This is a genomic window from Xylella fastidiosa (assembly GCF_011801475.1).
GTDB classification, from domain to species: Bacteria; Pseudomonadota; Gammaproteobacteria; order Xanthomonadales; family Xanthomonadaceae; genus Xylella; species Xylella fastidiosa.
This window is the reverse complement of sequence record NZ_CP044352.1, coordinates 1,207,130-1,226,503: the sequence shown is the minus strand read 5'-3', so window position 1 is coordinate 1,226,503 and position 19,374 is coordinate 1,207,130. Positions and strand designations below refer to the sequence as shown.

Below are 19,374 nucleotides of genomic sequence, written 5' to 3'. Positions count from 1 at the left end.
CAGGTAGGCATCACCTGAATAAACGTTGGTCACACGGCCATCACCACGGATGGGGAGGATCAGAATGCAGGATGGGCGTGCAGGCGTGGCCCTCCGTTGCTTGCTTGCTGCGTGATGCCCGTGATGGTGATGACCACCTGTCCGGCGTGGCGTACCTCATCCTCAATCAACGGATGCGATACAAAACGCCGGTCATCAATGCCCAGGGCATCGGCAATGCCATCCCGGTACGGCTTAAACCGCGCCAGCATGTTGTCATCGTCAGGCAGACAGCGTGTGGGCGGATAGAAGCTAATCCATAAATCCAGACGCCCCTCAACAGGCAGTGACAGGCCACTCCATCCGGCACGCCGTGCCATCACCTCGGCGTAGCCTCTGGCCTGTTTTACGGCTTTGCTGCGCCGTGTCCAATGCACCCGTGCGTTCGGTGACAGGTCCTTGGAGGGCCACGGCAATGTTAAAGATTGCATCTGCTTCACTCCTGCCATGGCGCAGGCAGCCATAGGCATCGCCTTGCTCATACCACCCCCGATTCAATCAGCTCATGCGCCTGATTCCGGCTGATGTGGAATTCGGCCATGAGCTTTTCCTCACGGGCGGCCAGCTCAGGGTGATGAAACATGCTGCTAATTTCCTCCAGCGCTGCGTGAGCCACGTCAGGGGAGGCCGGTTGGGGCGCTGCGGGCTGTTGCGCCTCAATCAGGGCAACAGGCACCTCTGGCAGGACGCCGCCACGCATGACAAAGTCTCGCGCTTGCTCGTAGGCCTCACGCAGCATCCGATCAGCCTCAGCACGGCTGGACTGGCAATAGCTCCATGAGTCGATGAACTCCCAGCATTTGGCTACAAACGGCGTATTGCGTTGCGTGGTGCCTGCGGTGAAGTGACTCCGTACCGCCGCCAGGGATGGGACGCCTAAACACATGCTACGGAACCGCGGCGCACTGGGCGGAAACTCGCCGCCTTCAGCAATGCACGCCGCCAACCCGTCCGCAAACTGAGACGCCTCCAGCCCAACCAGCGCCTTCTGCCAGGTTTCACCAGCCACGGTCAGGGCGCCTTCTTCGTCTTGGGCCGACTGACCATGAACATTCACCCAGGCGTGGCCATAGAACGCAGTCATCCGCTCCCATAAGCGGCGCAGCCAGGGGAACGGGATCACCGTGGCTTGCGCAAGGGAAGCGGTGTTACTGGAGCGATCCGTCACGCAGGTCAAATTGTCTATGGAAGGCGCGGGCTTGATCTGCAAGGCCGAGTCGCATAGGTCTTGAATTGTATTCATGGCGTTGATATCCGTGCTTCATGGAGCTGGTTTTGTCTTCGGCAGCGCGGCGAATCCAGTTACGCCAAGTGGCCTCCCAATCCTGTTTACGCCCCTTGGCTCCGGCCACGCTGCGCCAGTAATCGCGGAATTTCTCGGCTTCGTAGCGTCCATCCACACCCTGCTGGGTGGCGTACAACACATCAACCTCACTGGGTACCCAGTCATCGGGCAGGCGTGAGCCGTGAGGCGAGCGCTTGGGTTTTCCCGTGCTGCCGGTGGCGTTGCCGTCCTCGGCGAATACCAAACTCTCTTCCGAACACAGTGAGGAAGAGATAATGGTTAATGGATTAATGGTTAATGGTTTAGCCGTTACAGCCGTTACAGGTGCGTTACCGGTTTTTGCATTCGTTTTTGCGTTCCATTGCCGTAATTCTTTAATAGATGTCTCATTTTCGGCGCGGATCAAACGCTCTTCCGAACGTAATGAGGAAGAGGGACCGGTGAATGATTCTTCTTGGGTAGGTGTTACAGGTGTTACAGGTGTTACAGGTGTTACAGGTGGCGTTACAGCCGTTACAGGTGCGTGACAGGTTTTTTTGTGCAACAGCCGTAATTCCTTGATAGGCATATTCCATTCTGGAGTGACCTGATGGTCTTTCAGTTCGGCAAACAAGCGTGAGCGTTCTTTACGGTGGCGACGCGTCCGGGTGTTCTGACCGTTCTTATTCGCCTCCTTATGCTCATGCCACGCATCGCCTTCTTTATAGGCGGCAATCTCTTCATCGCATCGCTTGTTATGCCAGCCGTCTTCTTGCAATGAGAAAAATGTATCAAGCACGAAATCAACGGCGCTTTTCTCTTTTTTGGTACGGGCATAAGCAATACGGTACGTGTGCGTTTTATCAGCCGGTATCGGTTTTTCTGTAGCGTAGTAGTGACTTAATAGAAGGAAGTAGATGCCGTGTTCTTGCAGCGAGAGATAGCTAGCGTCACTCTTGTAATCGCCAATGTGGTGCATGTAATAATTCATGCCGCCTCCCTCAGACACGCGATGACGTCTGGATTCCACAAGAGTTGATAACTGCTGTGCCCGTTGCGTGAGTACGGAATGGCTTCACACCACACGCGACCGGCTTCGGTTAATTCCCATTCGTCGCGTTCATTACGGAACTGAAAGCCTCTGGAGGCTAATAATTGGTTCACCGTCTTGGCCGAGCAATGCAGCCGCTTGCCTAGTTGCGTGGCGTTGAGCAGGCAAAGCGGTTCCTGCAACGCAGGCAATGCACGGCGTATCTCTTCGGTCGTTAAATTCGTATTGCTTTTGATGCAGGCCGCGGTGACGGCAGGCTCTGCTCTGGCTGCTGGTTTATCAAGCGCTGGGGGGTGTTTCGGCTCTCAAGGCAGCATTCCAGTCTGCCCAGCAAAACATGGCGAGCGGTGGTGGTTCTGGATCAGGTTCAGGTGGAAATTCTGCTGGAGTATCCTCTGGCGGCAGTAGCAGCTTCATGTCGGCGATGGGTACAACTGGACGCTTTGCTGCTGACATGGGAACGAGTCTTGCCAAAGGTGTTGGCCAAGTTGTTAAAGACAATGTTGGAGGCATGATCGCATCCGCTAAAGAGCGGGTCGCAGACACTACTGGCGGCAAGGTTGCATCCGCAATCCGTAACAGTATGGATGCGGCATCAGGGCAGAATGACTTCAAAGGTGACAGCCTAGCAGGTGCAGCTCAGAGAGGTTCTGAGACGGCCATGCATGATGAGGTCGCTGCCTTTGTGAACAAAGGTAAGCAGCATGAGTAATCACGATGCCCTTCCTTGATCTGCCACCGCAAATACAAGAGCGCGTTGTTTGCTCGATTACTGCTGCCGTCAAGTACGAAGTTCCAGCAAACATTGTATTGGCAGTAGCCGAACAAGAGGGCGGCAAGCCAGGCCAATGGGTCAGGAACACAAATGGCACACATGATGTGGGACCAATGCAGTTCAATACGGCCTATCTGGTCGAGCTACGTCAATATGGGATCACGCCACAAGACGTAGCACGGGGTGGTTGCTATTCCTATGATCTGGCTGCGTGGCGTTTGCGTGTTCACTTACGTAATGATCAAGGTGACATTTGGACGCGGGCTGCGAATTACCATTCGCGTACACCGCAATATAATGCTGTTTATCGCATCTCTCTCATTAAGCGTGCCGGTAAGTGGGAAAACTGGCTCGTCGCTCGCTTTCCCACGTTTGACACCATACAAGCGAGTAAGCCGGTTATGGCAGCTAATACGACACCAAGGGTAAAGCTTGAGATGCCAAGGTCTTCCGTCGTGAATACCTCAATGCCCGTTGGGCATTACAATGCAGCAGCAGCAGATGCTCTTGAGGCAGTCTTTGGACAGAAAGATTTAAGGAGAGAATGACACAAATATATTAAAGATAATCAAAAGAGCCTCCAAGCATCCCTAATAATTTTGTTGTATCTCTTGTATTCCATAAAGGATAAAAAACTTGCATCCTATAATTCAAAAGACCTTCGGTGGCCTTTCAAAGCCGTGCTATTTCCGGCATTTTTTCTTCGGCCTTATTTTCGTGGCCATCTTCGTCTTCATGTCGCTTTAAAACCAAAACAGTTTTTTGATTAGCAGCGCAATGTTGTTTGCTGTGAATGCTTTTCTATACCCGTATTCCAGGTTTGTCTATGAAAAGGTGATCGGTTTCATCGTTGGGAACAATATATTTGTGCTCCCAGCCGTGGTGATGCTGTTTGCCAAACTGATGACAATGATGGTGTGTTTCATGTTTGCAATCTTCATTGCGCCGATTGGGCTTGCATTCCTGTATTACTATCACACGAAGCAAGCCGAATGATGGTATAAGTCTTCGTGCAATCCAATAATTTCTTTACGTAGTAAGCTGTTTAGTTCGTTGCAATATCTGGCAGATGAAAACGAGGTGCTATTAGAAAGAAAAAGGTAGAAAACCAGCAGTACAACGGTACGACGCAGTACGGCTATTTTTATCTTGTCGTGGATGATGGGAGCGACGCACCGCCTTCCAATTTGCTGTCGACAATCTATTAACGCCATCGACGCAGTGCATCCGCTGACCAGCACCTTCGGCGTGTTCCCTCCATCCGTGGTGCTAGCAGACGCCAGCATGACGATCACCACAGCCGCAGGCTACGACCACGCGGCGACAGTCTCGTTAGTGGGAACGGCCTTGCAAAACTATATTAATTCGTTGCCACTGGGCACGCCGCTGGCGTGGTCGCGGCTAACACAGGTCGCTTACGATGCCTCCCTAAGCGTCACAAACGTTTCGGCAGTACGCCTCAACGGTGACACGGCAGATATTGCGACCACTCACCAGCAGCTCGTGAAGGCCGGAACAGTTTCGGTGGCTTGATATGGCAACAGGTGACCAAACCGACATCTTTAGGCGCATCAAGGCGCTGCTCCCGCAATGGTTCAGCGACAACACGCCGGTGCTTGATGCGCTGTTGCGCGGCTTCGCCTACGCCACGGCGTTCGTGTATGTTCTGATCGCCTATGCGGCACGTCAAACCCGTATCAAGACGGCAACCGACGGTTGGTTAGACATGATTGCGGCTGACTTTTTCGGCGCGTCGCTGCTGCGCAAGCCTGGGCAGTCCGATGCATCGTTTAGGGGGCGCATCCTTGCCGACCTGTTCCGCGAACAAGCCACTCGAAACGGCCTTGTGAAGGTGTTAACTGCACTGACAGGCCGCGCTCCGCGCATCCTTGAGCCGCAGCGGCCTCTGGACACCGGAAGCTATGGCGGGCCGCTCCTCGGGTACAGTCTGGCGGGGGGATATGGGTCAATGCTGCTGCCGTATCAGGCGTTTGTGACCGCATTCCGGCCAGCAGGCACGGGCATCCCCTACGTAGCAAGCTACGGCACCCCAAACGGCGGCTATGGGCAAGCTTCACAAGCAGAACTAGCCTCAATACGCATAACGCATAATTCAGGACGCTGTGAGCGATGCGGACATTTACGCGACCATCGACAGCGTCAAACCCGCCGGAACGATTGTCTGGACGCACATCAGCAATTAGCAACGTAGCGGTCCATCCCCATTCACTAAATCTGGCTGCCTTCGTGCAGCTTTTTTCTTTACGGGAGACTTCATTTTGTAATCATCAAACCGTCTACGCCGGTGCTATCCCACTGGAAACGGATTTACTGAACACCAACCGTAACACACTCGTTGGCCTTGGAAAGCTCGCCGCCGCCATGCTCGGTACGAGCACGCTGCTCAATGGCCTGGCTGTGTTCCGACGGCACCGGCAACGTTGCATGTGCAGGTCCTTGCTGGCGAGATTTACCGTCTGCAAAACCTCAATGGCACCGCCTTCGGCTTTTTACCGTGGCGCATTGCAGCCGTGCTAATTGGCATTGCAGCTATGATCGGCATCGGTGCGACGTGCAGCTACAAGGCAGAACATGCGCACTACGCGCCGCAGCAAATGAGAAGATACAGGCGCTCACCATGACCAATAACACATTAACTGCCTCGCTCAAGAAGCAGAACCAGGACATCAACGATCTACAAACGGAAGCCAAACGACGCGAGTAAGCGGCCACGGCAACCATGCAGCAAGCGCGACAAATCACCATGCAAAGCTAGAACCGCGCCGTTAGAGTGCTGCTGCGTAAACCGCCTGCGGGTGTGAATCAGTGCATTGCAACGCAAACCGCATTTGATGAGGAGTGACGCAATGAGCGAGGCGCACAATGAACAGCACAGGGCTTAGCGTTCTGTCCGGATTGCTGCTCCTTCTCGCCGCTTGTGCGACCACGACGCCCGTATCCGCAACTCCTATAGAAGCAAGTACGCTGGTGATGGTACAGATACCGCAACGCACGCCCTTTGCCGTGAATACGCTCCCCATCGGTGCCAGCATTTGGGATCAGATGGCGGCATTGCGAGCCGAGCGATTGCAGCGGATAGACTACATTGAAGAGTTAGAAGCGACTGTTAAAGGCTGCCAGTAAAATAATCACCAGCACTTTAATACATGCTTATTACATTCATTGCGGAGTATTTCGATAAATTAATTCATTATTTTATATATAATAATAAATGGATTTAAATTCTCCAAGATGGGCATCTGCTCAGATGATTAGAAGCCAACGACCTTACTTAGAGTCATCCTTCTTTTCCTTTAGACTCCCATCAGGATTGAGATGAGTATCTATATAACGATACATTAATAATAAGGATGTGGAGAGCGCAACCGCAAGTATCGCTGCACTACCAAGATCCAATGAAGAAATATCCAAATCCGAGATCGAAGTCATTGAACCTAAAGACACGAAAAGAAAAGTAATAGTTGCAGAAATCTTCCCTACAAGTCGTCCACTAGGCCTAGGAAGGTGCGATGCAACAAGACTATAAAATGCAATTATCATCGTCTGAAATTTATTCATTGTTATCACCGTTAAAAGTGGGCACCAGAAAGCATCATGAGTTCACAGAAGAAATTAACTTAGAATCTAGAAACATAAGCTATTGGATGGTTTGAGAATCCATCAATCTCTGACCAATGTATCTCCCAATCCCCCAACCTAACCCCCAAGAAAACCCTATAGCACCTCCAAAAAGGCCTAATCGGGATGCACCCGCCACGGTACCGGCGGCGGCATAGCCTATAACTGTCCCAATAACAGAACCTGTTTCGGAATCCTTAATCGGGCCAGCGCCATCGACTTGCATTATTTCAGAAGTTGATAATTCACGTATATTCATCATTATTACTCTTTTGATTAACGCATCCCCTGCGCCTTGGAACCGGGAACACCCCGGAAATCTTCTATCCATATCCATAAAATATATTACCGTAGTATTTATATCCCCCCTAAATAAATACAGCGATCTAACGTATATCATATATTCATGCATTCGCACAATTAATGAGACTAATTCAAATAACAAATAGGTTTTATCCCCTTCTTAATTAAAGAAAAATAAAATAAATAATCTGCACTATTTTGCTCATTTGGCGAGCATATGGATTCAGCCATGCAAAAGATGATGAGTGCGCAGGAGTCATAGCGGCGCTCAAAATGCTCCGCTTTCTGATCAAAGCATACCTCAGGAAGAAAACCGGAAATGGTAGATGAGTAGTTGGACAGCACATTCTCCGATACATCAATGCGGTATTTTCCGATACCGCCATCCTCACCTCGTCCAGCAGATTAACCCTGCCAGACGCGAGGCCATGATGGCCGCCCAACCCCGTAACCCTGGGACATTGCCTCTACCCGCAGCTTAATTTGACCGCTAAAAATCATTTCCGCATACGGTTTCAAGCGATCTATAAAATCAATAAGTTATATTGGAGCTGATAGCAGTTGTTGTAGAAAAGAATTGCAATTAACTATTTGATATTTAAATTTTTCCGCTGTCCGCTGATCTAACAGCATCGCTTAGTCACTCGCTAACGATGACATTGCTCACTGCTTGTTTTCGCATTTTCACGCATTGTAAAAACACCAAGAACAAGTGAAAGAAACACGAAAGAACTGCTGGGCTTCTTTAAGTGAGAACAACCATCGCATGGCTTACAAGGCAGTACAGATATTAATGGCGTTCATTCATGCTGGATCGCAGTACACCTCAAGACCGAAACCAGCGCTGCGCGCTAACGTCTCATAGTCTGGAAAAGAAGTCGCAACATTGGCGACATCTTCAATACGTACTGTACTGACGGAAAGCTGCCCTGCAATTGAAAACGCCATGGCGATGCGATGATCGCCATGGCTGTTGATGGTGCCATGACCGATGGGCCCTCCATGAATCGTTGCCCCGTCGGCGATCTCATCCACCTGAACGCCAAGCACGCGCAAGCCTGTCACCATCGCAGCCAACCGGTCCGATTCTTTAACGCGTAGTTCAGCCGCACCACTCACTACCGTTTGACCTTCGGCTGCCGCTGCAGCGACAAACAAGGCAGGGAATTCGTCAATCATATCCGGCACCAAATCTTCAGGAACACGCGTGCCCTGGAGTGACGCATAACGCACACGTAGGTCAGCAACCGGCTCACCACCCTGTTCATGGCGATTGGATTCAACAATATCTGCCCCCATCAGCCGCAACACGGTTAACAAACCAATACGACGCGGATTGAGTCCAACAGCACGCAGGGTGATATCAGAGCCAGGAATCACGCTGGCTGCAACCAGATAAAACGCAGCTGAGGAAAAATCAGCCGGGATTGTAATATTGGTAGCACATAACCGTTGCCCACCACGCAAGCGCGCACACCCTGTGGAAACATCAATGTCCACACCAAACGCAGTGAGCATACGCTCGGTGTAATCACGCGTCGGGTGCGGTTCACGCACTACCGTTTCGTTACGTGCATACAATCCAGCCAGCAACACCGCTGACTTGATCTGAGCACTGGCCACTGGGGAGATAAAATCGATACCGCGGAGTAATTGACCACCGTAAATACGCAGCGGTGGAGTGCCATCGTCACTGGTATCGATACGTGCGCCCATCTGTGATAGCGGATCCGTCACACGTCGCATCGGTCGCTTGGACAGTGATGCATCTCCGACTAAGACGCTGTCAAAAGGCTGCGCTACCAGCAAACCAGCGAGCAGGCGCATGCCAGTGCCTGCATTGCCACAATCCAGGGCAATATCCGATGCCTGGAGTCCATCCACACCAACGCCATGGACGATGCGCTGCGTGGATGAGGGAGTTTCGATACGCACACCCAATCGGGCCAAGATCGCTGCTGTAGAGCGCGTATCCTCCGCCTCAAGAAAGCCATCAATACGTGACGTACCATCCGCAAGGGCAGCAAACATGACTGCACGATGGGAGATTGATTTATCGCCGGGGATACTCAGGACGCCATGCAGTGGGGTGCCCTGGTGTGCGATCCAATAGTAATGCGTTCTATGACTCATACTAGGTTTCTTCAACTGAGAGCGACGACAATACAAACCGCCGAGGCTGCGATACTGCGTGTCGCTCCTGGACAGAAATACTCAAGCATCATAGAAGGGCAATTGGATAGGCTCCGAGGATCTTGACCTTCACCGCATGTTGCTCCAATTCAGCCAGTGCCTGTTTCATCGGTTCATCCTCAACATGGCCAAGCAAATCAATAAAAAAGACATACTCCCATCTGACCTGATGGGAAGGGCGCGATTCAATACGATTCATGTTGATACCGTGACGCGCAAATGAACCAAGCACTTCAAACAATGCGCCAGGGTTGTCACGAATAAACACAAGAATCGAAGTACGATCGCATCCGGAAGGCGCAAATATCCGACGACCGATCACCAGAAAACGCGTTGTATTGTCCTGCTCATCTTCAATTGAGTGTATGAACACCTTGCTCAACGCATACACTCGCGCGGCGCTCTCGCTACCGATCGAAGCTGCATCGTTAGCATTGGAGGCACGACGTGCACCTTCGGCGTTGCTAGACACAGGGATTTTCTCAACATGAGGCAGATTGGCACGTAGCCAACAGGCGGTCTGCGCAAACGACTGCGGGTGCGCATAGATCCGATGAATGTCTTCAAGGCGACCACTACGAGACATCAGATATTGATGCACGCGCAACTCAATCTCGCCACAGATTTTCAATTTAGAATTCAAAAACAAATCCAGCGTAACCTGGATTGTTCCATGACCTGAATTCTCCACCGGCACTACTCCGAAATCGGTATGACCGGCCTCGACCTCCTGGAACACCTCCTCAATACTGGCCATAGGCTCGCCAAGGACATAATGGCCAAAGTGTTTGAGCACTGCTTGTTGGCTAAAGGTGCCTTCCGGACCAAGGTAACCAATCTTCAATGGTTCCTGCTGGGCTAAACAGGCAGACATAATTTCACGGAATAAGCGGACTAGCACTTCATCTGACAACGGACCTTCATTGCGTTCCACCACCATACGTAGCACCTGCGCTTCACGCTCGGGGCGGTAGTAATCCATCGCAGCGGCAAGTTTGCTTTTTGCCTGACCGACTTGCTGGGCATAACACGCACGTTCGGCAATCAATGTCTGAATATCACGGTCAATCTTATCGATTTTAGTGCGGATATCGGCCAATGCCGTGTCAGACAGAGCAACCTTGTCAGCAGTAGTATTAACCGGCTTAGTCATTTGGAAACCAGCTTGGTAGTCACGAGCAAAAATGCCTCATCGTCATCACCGCTCAAACGGTGTGGTATGGGCGCCAGAATCAACCATAGCGCTGTTGAAAATCATGCATAAATGCCACTAATGCCTGCACACCAGCCAGTGGCATGGCGTTATAGAGGGAAGCACGGATGCCACCAACCGCTTTATGCCCCTTCAAGGATAATAAACCAGCGGCCTTAGCCTCGGCGGCGAAACGAGCATCTTGCTCAACATTCGGCAAAAAGAACGGAATATTCATACGCGAACGCACTGCCGCAGCAACTCCATTACGATAAAAACCGCCAGATTGATCAATCGTCTGATAAACCAATTGCGCCTTGGCCTGATTACGACGCGCGAATTCCTGCACTCCCCCCTCAGCAAGCATCCACTTGACGGTAAGACCAAGCAGGTACCAATTGAAGGTTGGCGGGGTATTGAGCATCGAATCACGTTCGGCATGCGAGGCGTAAGTAAAAATATCAGCACGCGGCTGACCGGTACGTTCAAGCAGAGTACGGCGTACGATCACCACGCAAATTCCGACAGGACCAAGGTTCTTTTGCGCACCAGCATAGATTAAATCGTATTTGGATACGTCGATCAGATCAGCAGCAATCGAGGAGCTAAAGTCGGCAAACAACGGCACATCGCCAACGTCCGGCGTCTGGCGGAACTCGACGCCGTGAATCGTCTCGTTCGCAGTCATGTGCACATACGCCGCATCTTTAGACAAACGCCAGCCAGCACGGTTTGGAATATCCTGAAAACCATCACGTTCCCCATCGGCCACCACGTTAATATTCACATAGGGGCTGGCTTGCTTCAGTGCGGTCTTACTCCAATGCCCGGTGACCACATAATCAGCAGTCTGTCCTGGGGCGGCAAAATTAAGCGGTAACAACGCTTGCTGAGTTGTCGCACCACCGGACAAGAACAATACTGCATAGTCATCTGGTACTCCAAGCAAACAACGCAGGTCGCTCTCAATACCTTTAGCCAGCGCTATAAATTCAGCACTTCGGTGACTAATTTCCATCACAGAAGCCCCCACTGCATTCCATTCAAGCATTTCAGCCTGCGCTTGGCGCAAAACTGGTTCAGGTAAGGTCGCTGGACCGGGGCTGAAATTAAAAATACGCATCGTCATCCACCTTTTAGAAAGAATTTATTTTTATTGAATCAGTATGCAGCAGCTCGATAGCAACATAACATGCTTAAAAATACCGGCATCCATTCTTTCGAGTGACATTGCATAACCACCGCAGGCTGAAATGCACACCATTGTTTGCTGTCAGTCTACTGAATTTATGCGTGAATAAAATCACAAAAAAATCTAAACTAAAGGGGCTTGTTTCCATATTCTTAGCCGACTCAACTGGAGTGCGCTCCACTCCTACGCTACAAACCATGACACCTTCAAACAAACATACCAATCAGTGTTTTTCTGTCTCACATCGACGCTGTAACGACAGAATCTTAGGATCCCCCATCCACTCTATGAATGCTTTGCAAGCAACACGGTATGCACCAGAGAGCCAGTTCAAAAGACCACGATAACAACCAATTACTTATAAATAAATAAGCATTTAGCGGAGCAGGAGTGTCAAGTATTGTTCTCGAATTTGAAAGGTAGCCTCCTAAGCGAGCTTTATATAACCTGTCTCTCAGGTATCAGCACACGTCATATTGAGAAAAAAGCAGCATCCTCCACATGATGAGAAATGCTAAATTGCGATTTCTCGCCGCTCGCGCATAAAAACATCCATCGCGGTGTCTCGCCACATTCATACTCGCTCAATGAGGAACATATGTTGCAACTGAAGATGAGCCGTACCGTACCATTGAGCACACCAATATTGCTTTTACTAGCGATGCTAGTGGCTTGTTCCAAGCAAGACGATGAATCGGCTCCCGTTGCAGATGCACAAAGCACACCCACTGTCCAAGGGACAGGATCACCATCGCCATCATCATCACAAAATATGGCTTTGGATCAGTTACACGAAGCCGCAACTCAAGCGCTACGTGATAATCGAATGTATGCACCCGCCGGAAACAACGCCGTCGAGTACTACTTAGCACTCCGTGAAAAACAACCCCAAGACGCCATCGTCAACAGCGCCTTGACCGATTTACTACCTTACACACTCATCGCAGCAGAACAAAGCATTCACCGGAAAGACTTCGATGAAGCCAGACGCTTGGTGAATCTGATTGAAAAAGTGGATCCCAACGCACCAGCATTCCCACGTCTAAAGCAGGCGTTAATGAGCGACACACATACAAAAAAATCAAACTCTCAAAAAATCGTAGAACATAATTCCAATAAGAAAACCAGTGAGCAGGCACACGAAAGGATGGCTGAGCAACGTGAAGTGGCCGAGCAACGTGAAAGAGTCCGTCAGGAAATAAACGATTTCGAACGTCAAACCCCAATCAAACGCGATGTTGAGCAGCGCACCACACAACAACTTAGCTCACCAGTAGCGGTGCCGATACTGATACAGCCTTCAGTCAAAACACAAGGATCTGCAGCTGCTATCACTACAACAACCCCCACAACAACAATACCCACAACGACACCACAGACACCTATAACAACAGCTGTACCTGCAACAACACAGGGAACTGCACTCTCACCCATATCGGTAAAAGCTCCCCCTATAGCACCAAACCTACGGCCGATCAGTACGCCAGCACCAAGGTATCCGACAGAGGCGCTACGCGCCGGTATCTCGGGGGAAGTGGTGGTGGAAATCAAAGTAAGCACTGACGGCTCAGTCGCCAATGCAAGGGTGGTGCAATCCACACCAGCTCGCGTATTTGATCGAGAGGCACTGCACACAGTCAAAAGCTGGAAATTCGAGCCAATGAAGAACATGGTCACGACGCGCCGCACGCTATCGTTTACCCCAGGTAACTGAGGGATGATGTGCAACTCACTACACACTTAATCAGAAACTGCGAGTTGCTCCTTACAGTAACGCCGTACCGCTGCCCACCATAACAACAGAGCCAAACCAAAACTCATGCTTAGGTAAATTGCCCATACCTCAATCCCAACCACTTCATTCCTGATCACTTTCTGTAATAACTGGTTTTGTGCCAAGAATGGGATCGCAAATTGCCATAACTGACTTTTTAATGGATACGCCATCATCGCGTAGCTGGGCAGTACCGGCAGCAATAGCAACCATGCCATATGGGACTGCGCTTCTTTCACACTTTTAGCTGCAGCAGCCAGAAAGGTTAACAGCGCGGTCCCCATGAACAGCACCGGCAAAAGAATAAACAGCATCTGTAACATCGGTATGAACCGGACATTGAGCTGCTGACTCATTTCAGCACTTGCCAGCTGGGCGCTGAGTTTAAATGCGAGCAACGTCAGTAATAACGAGAGCAAGCCAACCGCACACGCTGCGACAATCTTCCCACTCACGATGATATGACGTGACACTGGTGTCGTTAACAATGGTTCCAGTGACTGCCGCTCACGTTCACCAGCAGTGGCATCCAACACCAACGACGCACCACCAATGAAGGATGTAATCACCAACAACATCGGAAGGATCACCGACATCAACAAAGCACGTTTGGCATCGGGCGTTGCCAAATCCCAGGTACTTATTTCGATCGGGCGAACCACTTGCGGATCGATCCCCCTTGCCAGTAACCGCAGCATGCCGACCTGCTGACTGTAAGCATTCAAGGCGTCCTTCAAACGTGCAACCGGGATTTCAGCATCACGGCGCGTAGCATCGTACACAATCTCCACCAGGGCCGGACGTCCTTCTCGCCAAGCATCGGCATAGCCAGAATCAATACGCAACGCAACGTCAATCTGCTGTGTGTGGATCGCCGTGACCACATCACTTGAAGGGGCAACTGCATTTAGACGTTTAGCCGCAAGAAAATTTATCAAGGTAGGCGCGTACTCGCGTCCGATCGTAGGCACTTCCAGCAACTGATCCACTTGCGTCTTGACCCGCGACTCACTCAGCATCCCCATACCTAGAATAATCAAAGGATAGAGCAGCGGTGTCAGCAGCAGTGACAGAACAAGGGTGCGGCGATCACGCAGGATATCCCGTAATTCCTTGCAAATCACCGTCCATAAAGTAGAAAACGCACTCATGCATGCAGCCCTTCATCTGAACCAACTGCATCAATGAAGGCATCCTCCAGATTGTCCTTTCCAGTGCGCGCGCGCAGCTCATCGCCACTACCGGCCACTACTACCGTGCCCTTGGCAATCACAATGATGTGATCACACAACGCCGCCACTTCTTGCATGATATGGCTAGAGAAAATAATACAGCGGCCTTCGGCGCGTAACTGACGGAGAAAATCCCGCAACTTACGTGTGGTCATCACATCTAAACCATTCGTCGGCTCATCCAAGATGATGTTACGTGGGTCATGCACCAAGGCACGTGCAATTGCGATCTTAGTACGCTGGCCATGGCTGAAACCCGCAGCCTGACGGTCAAGAATGTCATCCATATCCAGCGCCTTCGACAGTATGGAGAGACGCGCGGCGACGTCTATGCGGGACAAACCATGCAGTTCACCGAAATAAGCGATATTCTCACGCGCGGTCAACCGCTTATAAATACCGCATGCATCTGGCAATACGCCAAGTCCACGACGAACCGTCATCGGATCGCTTACTGCGTCCACGCCATCGACGCTGATGCAGCCCTGATCTGGGACCAATAGCGTATAGAGCATGCGCAACGTCGTCGTTTTTCCAGCGCCGTTGGGACCGAGTAATCCCGTGATTCGACCATCAGCAGCGTGGAAACTGAGGTCCTTTACCGCATTAACCAGCCCCTTCTTGGTCTTGAAGGACTTATGAAGATGTTCAGCGGTAATCATGGTTCCCACCCGTTGAACGAGGTGAATACTGGCACGTTAACGAGACGCTGCACACAGGTTGTATCAAGGGACGTAGCATCAGCACGATCAATAAACTGGCCAAGCAACTTGGACACACATCCAACACGGATGGTGCCATGGCCCTGGCCCGGTGCCACGATGTGACGACCGTAACGCAAGCCCTTAAGCAACTTTTCGGCGTAATGGGGCGGCGTCACAGGATCACGCTCACCTGAGAGCAACAATGCCGGAAGATCGGAAACCAACGGCATCATGAAATCAGGCGGACGGACACCAGTAGGCCAAACTTTGCAGGGCGTAAAAAACATCTGTGCAACCTTTGGTCCAAACAGGGCACCTCCTGCACTTGCACTTGTCACGTAGCGGTCCGCATCCTCAGTACAAATGACAGACCAGTGCAGCGCATGGTTCATCTGATCGTCCATGCCACGCTGGACAAGCTGAGACAACGACATCAATGGCGCGTAATGCCCTGAAGCGGCCTCATTCAAAATCAACGGCAACAATGCAATCAGCTCTGGTGCATACGAGAGACCAAAGGCTAAGCTAACCACGGTGTCGGCAGTGATACGGCGGCGGCGCATCTCACCGGAAGCAGGATCCTGATACTCCACCTCGCTGCCCTGACGGAGACGCTCCATCAAAGTACGCAGTTGCTGCCGACTGTCAATCGGAAAACGCTTGGCGCAGGATGGATCCTTACGGCACTGCGCATCCTGCAACGCAATTGCATTCTCGAATGTAGTAGCAAATTCACTACCGATCACCAAGTCATTCGGAACTACTCCATCCATCGTCAAGGTACGGACGTGGGCACGATAACGACGTGCATAGTGCTGCGCCACTCGAGTGCCGTAAGAGACGCCAATCAGGTTGATTTTATCCACGCTGAGTGCAGTCCGAACCATATCTAAATCGGTGACAGCTTCGGTAGTGGTGTAATAGCGAGGATCAGCACGCCCCTGTAGCGAAGCAGCGCAACGCTGTACAAAGGCGATGTATTGCTCTGGTGTCGTGGTGTTCTCTGCCTCCAGCTGAAGCGCCCTCCCCTGCGCATCTACGCAGGTGAGCGGATGCGAACCACCCGTACCACGCTGATCCACGAAAAAGATGTCACGCTTTTTACGTACCTCATTCAGACTAGGTGCCACCGCAGCAACGACTCCAGTTGCTGATTGGCCCGGACCTCCAGCAATGAAAAAAACCGGATCTGAGGCAGGATGACTACCGCTGTCACGCTCCAGCCAAGCAATCTTCAGGGTAATCCTACGTCCTTCAGGTAACGCAGGATTCTCAAGGATCGGCAGTTGCGCGCAGAGCACCCTGATGTGTCCGGCACCACGAGCACTCAGTGTGCATGGTTCAAAACGCAAACGGCCATAGGAGCGGACCACAGGTTGCAGTGTTGCAGCTGATGAGGCTTCAAATGACGAAGCGGCTACACGCGTTGGGAAATAAACAAAAATACCCCCCACAACAAGCGCTAGAACTATCCAATATTTCTTCAACATCCGTGTTCCTTCTCTTCGGACGGTACATCCATGCTCCAAGGTATCCCCTGGAATAATAATTCAGTAAACATTCATTCATTGTAGCTGGATATCACTCGCAATCGCACTTCATTGAATACTGTTGATGAACAATAGCCACCGCGCATCCCGTCACTGCTCACTGCATGCGTTGCAGAAACACAAGATCGTGGGAATGCACTAACGCAATCGGCGGCAATAGTCTATGAAGGTGAACGGGTAGGCATGACGCCCATCGCCCTGATGGGGTTCACGGTTCTTGATCTCCCAATCGACGGCGTCGAACATAGGAAAATACGTGTCAGCGCCCGCAACAGCCACATCCACGTGAGTTAAGTACATCGCATTGGCGTGCGGCAAAGTCAGTGCATACAGTTCACCTCCACCAATCACACTTAACGTGTCGGCACCCTCCGCAGCCGCCTGGACGATAGCTGCATCAAGCGAATCCACCGCCCGCATTTCAGAAAATGGCACGTGTCCAGAACGCGTCAATACCAGATTGGTTCTCCCTGGTAAGGGACGTCCAAGGGAATGCGCAGTCTTGCGTCCCATCAGCACCGGTCGACCTAAAGTCAATGCTTTGAAACGCTTCAGATCGTCCGGCAAGTGCCACGGCAACCCATTATCACGACCAATGGCGCGGTAACGATCCAACGCCGCAATTAAGGAAACAATCATGGCACTACGTACAACACGTTGTAGATATTCATTATTTTCTCTGGCTTTCTTGAGATGCGTCTCCACTCATTACGCCGACTGGTCTGAGTCGCCAACTGATGCCGCAGATCACACAGCCACCGGTGCCTTGATAGCCGGATATGGATCGTAACCTTCAATCACAATGTCATCGTAGGTAAAGTCGAACAAGTCAGTCACTGCCTGATTAAGCCTTAATACCGGTTGCGGTCGCGGCACACGCCCCAGTTGCACGGATGCTTGCTCGACATGATTAGCATACAAATGTGCATCACCCAACGTATGCACAAAATCACCGACCACGAGCCCAGTCACCTGAGCCAACATATGGGTGAGCAGTGCATAACTAGCGATATTGAAAGGGACGCCAAGAAAAATATCAGCGCTACGTTGATAGAGCTGACAGCTCAATTTGCCATTGGCAACATAGAATTGAAACAGTGCATGGCACGGCACCAAAGCCATCTGTGGAAGATCAGCCACATTCCAAGCACTAATCACCAAGCGGCGCGAATCTGGATTACGCTTGATCTCCTCCACCAACCAACGGATCTGGTCGATCTCGTGACCATCCGCACCAGCCCAACGGCGCCATTGCTTGCCGTAAACAGGTCCCAACTCACCCGTGGCATCGGCCCACTCGTCCCAGATGTGTACCTGATGCTTCTTAAGATAAGCAATATTGGTTTCCCCCCTGAGAAACCATAGCAACTCGTGAATGATCGAACGCAAATGCAGCTTTTTAGTCGTAACGAGTGGAAAACCTTGGCTCAAGTCAAATCGCATCTGCCAACCGAACACACTGCGTGTCCCCGTGCCAGTGCGGTCAGGCTTTTTTATGCCATGCACAAGCACATCATTCAGTAATTCAAGGTACTGCTTCACTTAGCGACCTCAGGGGCAGGCACTGGCTGTAATACTGGTGAGCGGCACGACAACCAGAACAGGAACAATCCAATCACGATCAACGGCAAGCTTAAGATCTGGCCGCGAGTCAGCCATCCGAACGCTACATAGACACCATTGTCTGGCATACGCACAAACTCGACCAAAAAACGAAACACACCGTACAACAACGCGAATAATCCAGACACCGCATAACGTGGACGTGGTTTGCGCGAAAATAGCCATAGCACTATGAACATCACCAGCCCCTCCAGGAACGCTTCATACAGCTGCGAGGGATGCCTGGCATAGTGACCCAAAAGTCCAGCGGCATAATGCTCTTGGATCTGCACAAAATTTATCACATCCTGCATCGCAAGCTGCCCAGCAGGCACATCGCTCAGCGGAGCACGCGGGAAAATTACTCCCCAGCCATTGTGTGTGAGCTTGCCCCAAAGCTCACCGCCAATGAAGTTGCCAAGCCGACCAAAACCCAAGCCCACTGGGACCAGGGGTGCGCAAAAATCAACCACATCGAACATATGCATGCGCTGACGCCGGCTCCACCAAGCGACTGCCAGTAGGACGCCAATCAAACCTCCATGAAAACTCATGCCCCCTTCCCACACCCGAAAAAGCAGCAATGGTTCTTGCAAGAAGTCATGGAACGCATAGAACAGCATGTAACCCACACGGCCACCCAACACCACACCCATCATCGCGTAGAACAACAGGTCGGAAAAACCATCTATGTTGACACCAAGCAAACGCCCGGCCTGGATGCGTTGGCGTCCCAAGCACCACGCCGCACCAAAACCTGCCAGATACATCAAGCCATACCAATGCACCTTCACCGGACCAAGCGAGAAAGCAATCGGATCGATAGCGTGGAGATAAATCATGTGGAACCGTGCCCTGCCCCAA

General features: G+C 51.3%; 20 protein-coding genes and 1 pseudogene. 7 read left to right on the top strand and 14 right to left on the bottom strand.

What is annotated here, in order from left to right; translation table 11 throughout:
• Positions 1–59: 59 nt before the first annotated feature.
• The 4 genes and pseudogenes from F7G16_RS05370 to F7G16_RS05355 all read right to left on the bottom strand — a co-directional run.
• On the bottom strand, positions 60–521 hold the full coding sequence (locus tag F7G16_RS05370) for a hypothetical protein (RefSeq protein WP_011098060.1): 462 nt from the start codon (positions 519–521) through the stop codon (positions 60–62).
• Entirely contained in the window at positions 518–1,207 is a 690-nt protein-coding gene (locus tag F7G16_RS05365) for a hypothetical protein (protein WP_011098061.1), read from the bottom strand. Before F7G16_RS05365 ends, F7G16_RS05370 begins: the two co-directional genes overlap by 4 nt.
• Positions 1,188–2,294: a YdaU family protein gene (locus tag F7G16_RS05360; protein WP_012382665.1), complete on the bottom strand. Its 1,107-nt coding sequence runs from the start codon at positions 2,292–2,294 to the stop codon at positions 1,188–1,190. The genes F7G16_RS05365 and F7G16_RS05360 overlap by 20 nt, the downstream gene beginning before the upstream one ends.
• Positions 2,291–2,608, bottom strand: a pseudogene (locus F7G16_RS05355) (hypothetical protein); the annotation flags it as partial. The gene F7G16_RS05360 and the pseudogene F7G16_RS05355, both read right to left, overlap by 4 nt.
• Before the next feature lie 83 nt (positions 2,609–2,691).
• On the opposite strand from F7G16_RS05355, the gene F7G16_RS05350 reads away from it, so the two are divergent.
• The 6 genes from F7G16_RS05350 to F7G16_RS05325 all read left to right on the top strand — a co-directional run bounded on the left by F7G16_RS05350 (position 2,692) and on the right by F7G16_RS05325 (position 6,273).
• On the top strand, positions 2,692–3,066 hold the full coding sequence (locus tag F7G16_RS05350; protein ID WP_004091110.1) for a conjugal transfer protein: 375 nt from the start codon (positions 2,692–2,694) through the stop codon (positions 3,064–3,066).
• 5 nt (positions 3,067–3,071) lie between these two features.
• A complete protein-coding gene (locus F7G16_RS05345) occupies positions 3,072–3,677 on the top strand; it encodes a lysozyme family protein (protein ID WP_004091108.1) in 606 nt (201 codons plus the stop codon).
• A 700-nt stretch (positions 3,678–4,377) separates the two neighbouring features.
• Positions 4,378–4,662, top strand: coding sequence for a hypothetical protein (locus F7G16_RS12120; RefSeq protein WP_228762611.1), 285 nt, complete (start codon positions 4,378–4,380; stop codon positions 4,660–4,662).
• A gap of 1 nt (position 4,663) precedes the next feature.
• Positions 4,664–5,341, top strand: a complete 678-nt coding sequence (locus F7G16_RS05335; RefSeq protein ID WP_004091097.1) for a hypothetical protein — start codon at positions 4,664–4,666, stop codon at positions 5,339–5,341.
• Between the two features lie 35 nt (positions 5,342–5,376).
• The gene (locus tag F7G16_RS12115) at positions 5,377–5,667 is read left to right on the top strand and encodes a hypothetical protein (protein ID WP_225624603.1); all 291 of its coding nucleotides are present in this window, start codon (positions 5,377–5,379) and stop codon (positions 5,665–5,667) included.
• Between the two features lie 345 nt (positions 5,668–6,012).
• Entirely contained in the window at positions 6,013–6,273 is a 261-nt protein-coding gene (locus tag F7G16_RS05325; protein ID WP_014607365.1) for a hypothetical protein, read from the top strand.
• Between the two features lie 514 nt (positions 6,274–6,787).
• Here the strand turns inward: F7G16_RS05325 and F7G16_RS12110 are convergent.
• From F7G16_RS12110 to serC, 4 genes are all read right to left on the bottom strand, one after another.
• On the bottom strand, positions 6,788–7,213 hold the full coding sequence (locus F7G16_RS12110) for a hypothetical protein (RefSeq protein ID WP_225621650.1): 426 nt from the start codon (positions 7,211–7,213) through the stop codon (positions 6,788–6,790).
• Between the two features lie 662 nt (positions 7,214–7,875).
• Positions 7,876–9,204 (bottom strand): 3-phosphoshikimate 1-carboxyvinyltransferase, encoded by a 1,329-nt coding sequence (aroA, locus tag F7G16_RS05310; protein ID WP_038233126.1) that lies wholly within the window; start codon positions 9,202–9,204, stop codon positions 7,876–7,878.
• An 88-nt stretch (positions 9,205–9,292) separates the two neighbouring features.
• The gene (pheA, locus tag F7G16_RS05305; protein WP_004091077.1) at positions 9,293–10,417 is read right to left on the bottom strand and encodes a prephenate dehydratase; all 1,125 of its coding nucleotides are present in this window, start codon (positions 10,415–10,417) and stop codon (positions 9,293–9,295) included.
• Positions 10,418–10,496: 79 nt separating this feature from the next.
• Complete coding sequence (gene serC, locus F7G16_RS05300) at positions 10,497–11,585, bottom strand: phosphoserine transaminase (protein WP_011098070.1); 1,089 nt, start codon at positions 11,583–11,585, stop codon at positions 10,497–10,499.
• A 661-nt stretch (positions 11,586–12,246) separates the two neighbouring features.
• Here serC and F7G16_RS05295 point away from each other — a divergent pair.
• Complete coding sequence (locus F7G16_RS05295) at positions 12,247–13,362, top strand: energy transducer TonB (RefSeq protein ID WP_012382668.1); 1,116 nt, start codon at positions 12,247–12,249, stop codon at positions 13,360–13,362.
• Between the two features lie 26 nt (positions 13,363–13,388).
• Here F7G16_RS05295 and F7G16_RS05290 read toward each other — a convergent pair whose 3' ends face one another.
• The 6 genes from F7G16_RS05290 to lgt form a co-directional block, all read right to left on the bottom strand.
• Complete coding sequence (locus F7G16_RS05290; protein WP_011098072.1) at positions 13,389–14,573, bottom strand: ABC transporter permease; 1,185 nt, start codon at positions 14,571–14,573, stop codon at positions 13,389–13,391.
• Positions 14,570–15,316: an ABC transporter ATP-binding protein gene (locus tag F7G16_RS05285; RefSeq protein WP_004091068.1), complete on the bottom strand. Its 747-nt coding sequence runs from the start codon at positions 15,314–15,316 to the stop codon at positions 14,570–14,572. Before F7G16_RS05285 ends, F7G16_RS05290 begins: the two co-directional genes overlap by 4 nt.
• Positions 15,313–16,848, bottom strand: coding sequence for an alpha/beta hydrolase (locus F7G16_RS05280; RefSeq protein ID WP_004091066.1), 1,536 nt, complete (start codon positions 16,846–16,848; stop codon positions 15,313–15,315). The genes F7G16_RS05285 and F7G16_RS05280 overlap by 4 nt, the downstream gene beginning before the upstream one ends.
• A 198-nt stretch (positions 16,849–17,046) precedes the next feature.
• A complete protein-coding gene (locus tag F7G16_RS05275; RefSeq protein ID WP_004091064.1) occupies positions 17,047–17,547 on the bottom strand; it encodes a dihydrofolate reductase in 501 nt (166 codons plus the stop codon).
• A gap of 108 nt (positions 17,548–17,655) precedes the next feature.
• Positions 17,656–18,450, bottom strand: coding sequence for a thymidylate synthase (locus F7G16_RS05270; RefSeq protein ID WP_011098074.1), 795 nt, complete (start codon positions 18,448–18,450; stop codon positions 17,656–17,658).
• Positions 18,447–19,352, bottom strand: coding sequence for a prolipoprotein diacylglyceryl transferase (gene lgt, locus F7G16_RS05265; protein ID WP_004091059.1), 906 nt, complete (start codon positions 19,350–19,352; stop codon positions 18,447–18,449). Before lgt ends, F7G16_RS05270 begins: the two co-directional genes overlap by 4 nt.
• Between the last annotated feature and the right edge of the window lie 22 nt (positions 19,353–19,374).

Coding starts and splice junctions, on each gene's coding strand:
- F7G16_RS05370 (WP_011098060.1), bottom strand. CDS start 521: ATGAGCAAGGCGATGCCTATGGCTGCCTGCGCCATGGCAGGAGTGAAG.
- F7G16_RS05360 (WP_012382665.1), bottom strand. CDS start 2,294: ATGAATTATTACATGCACCACATTGGCGATTACAAGAGTGACGCTAGC.
- F7G16_RS05350 (WP_004091110.1), top strand. CDS start 2,692: ATGGCGAGCGGTGGTGGTTCTGGATCAGGTTCAGGTGGAAATTCTGCT.
- F7G16_RS05345 (WP_004091108.1), top strand. CDS start 3,072: ATGCCCTTCCTTGATCTGCCACCGCAAATACAAGAGCGCGTTGTTTGC.
- F7G16_RS05335 (WP_004091097.1), top strand. CDS start 4,664: ATGGCAACAGGTGACCAAACCGACATCTTTAGGCGCATCAAGGCGCTG.
- F7G16_RS05325 (WP_014607365.1), top strand. CDS start 6,013: ATGAACAGCACAGGGCTTAGCGTTCTGTCCGGATTGCTGCTCCTTCTC.
- aroA (WP_038233126.1), bottom strand. CDS start 9,204: ATGAGTCATAGAACGCATTACTATTGGATCGCACACCAGGGCACCCCA.
- pheA (WP_004091077.1), bottom strand. CDS start 10,417: ATGACTAAGCCGGTTAATACTACTGCTGACAAGGTTGCTCTGTCTGAC.
- serC (WP_011098070.1), bottom strand. CDS start 11,585: ATGACGATGCGTATTTTTAATTTCAGCCCCGGTCCAGCGACCTTACCT.
- F7G16_RS05295 (WP_012382668.1), top strand. CDS start 12,247: ATGTTGCAACTGAAGATGAGCCGTACCGTACCATTGAGCACACCAATA.
- F7G16_RS05290 (WP_011098072.1), bottom strand. CDS start 14,573: ATGAGTGCGTTTTCTACTTTATGGACGGTGATTTGCAAGGAATTACGG.
- F7G16_RS05285 (WP_004091068.1), bottom strand. CDS start 15,316: ATGATTACCGCTGAACATCTTCATAAGTCCTTCAAGACCAAGAAGGGG.
- F7G16_RS05280 (WP_004091066.1), bottom strand. CDS start 16,848: ATGTTGAAGAAATATTGGATAGTTCTAGCGCTTGTTGTGGGGGGTATT.
- F7G16_RS05275 (WP_004091064.1), bottom strand. CDS start 17,547: ATGATTGTTTCCTTAATTGCGGCGTTGGATCGTTACCGCGCCATTGGT.
- lgt (WP_004091059.1), bottom strand. CDS start 19,352: ATGATTTATCTCCACGCTATCGATCCGATTGCTTTCTCGCTTGGTCCG.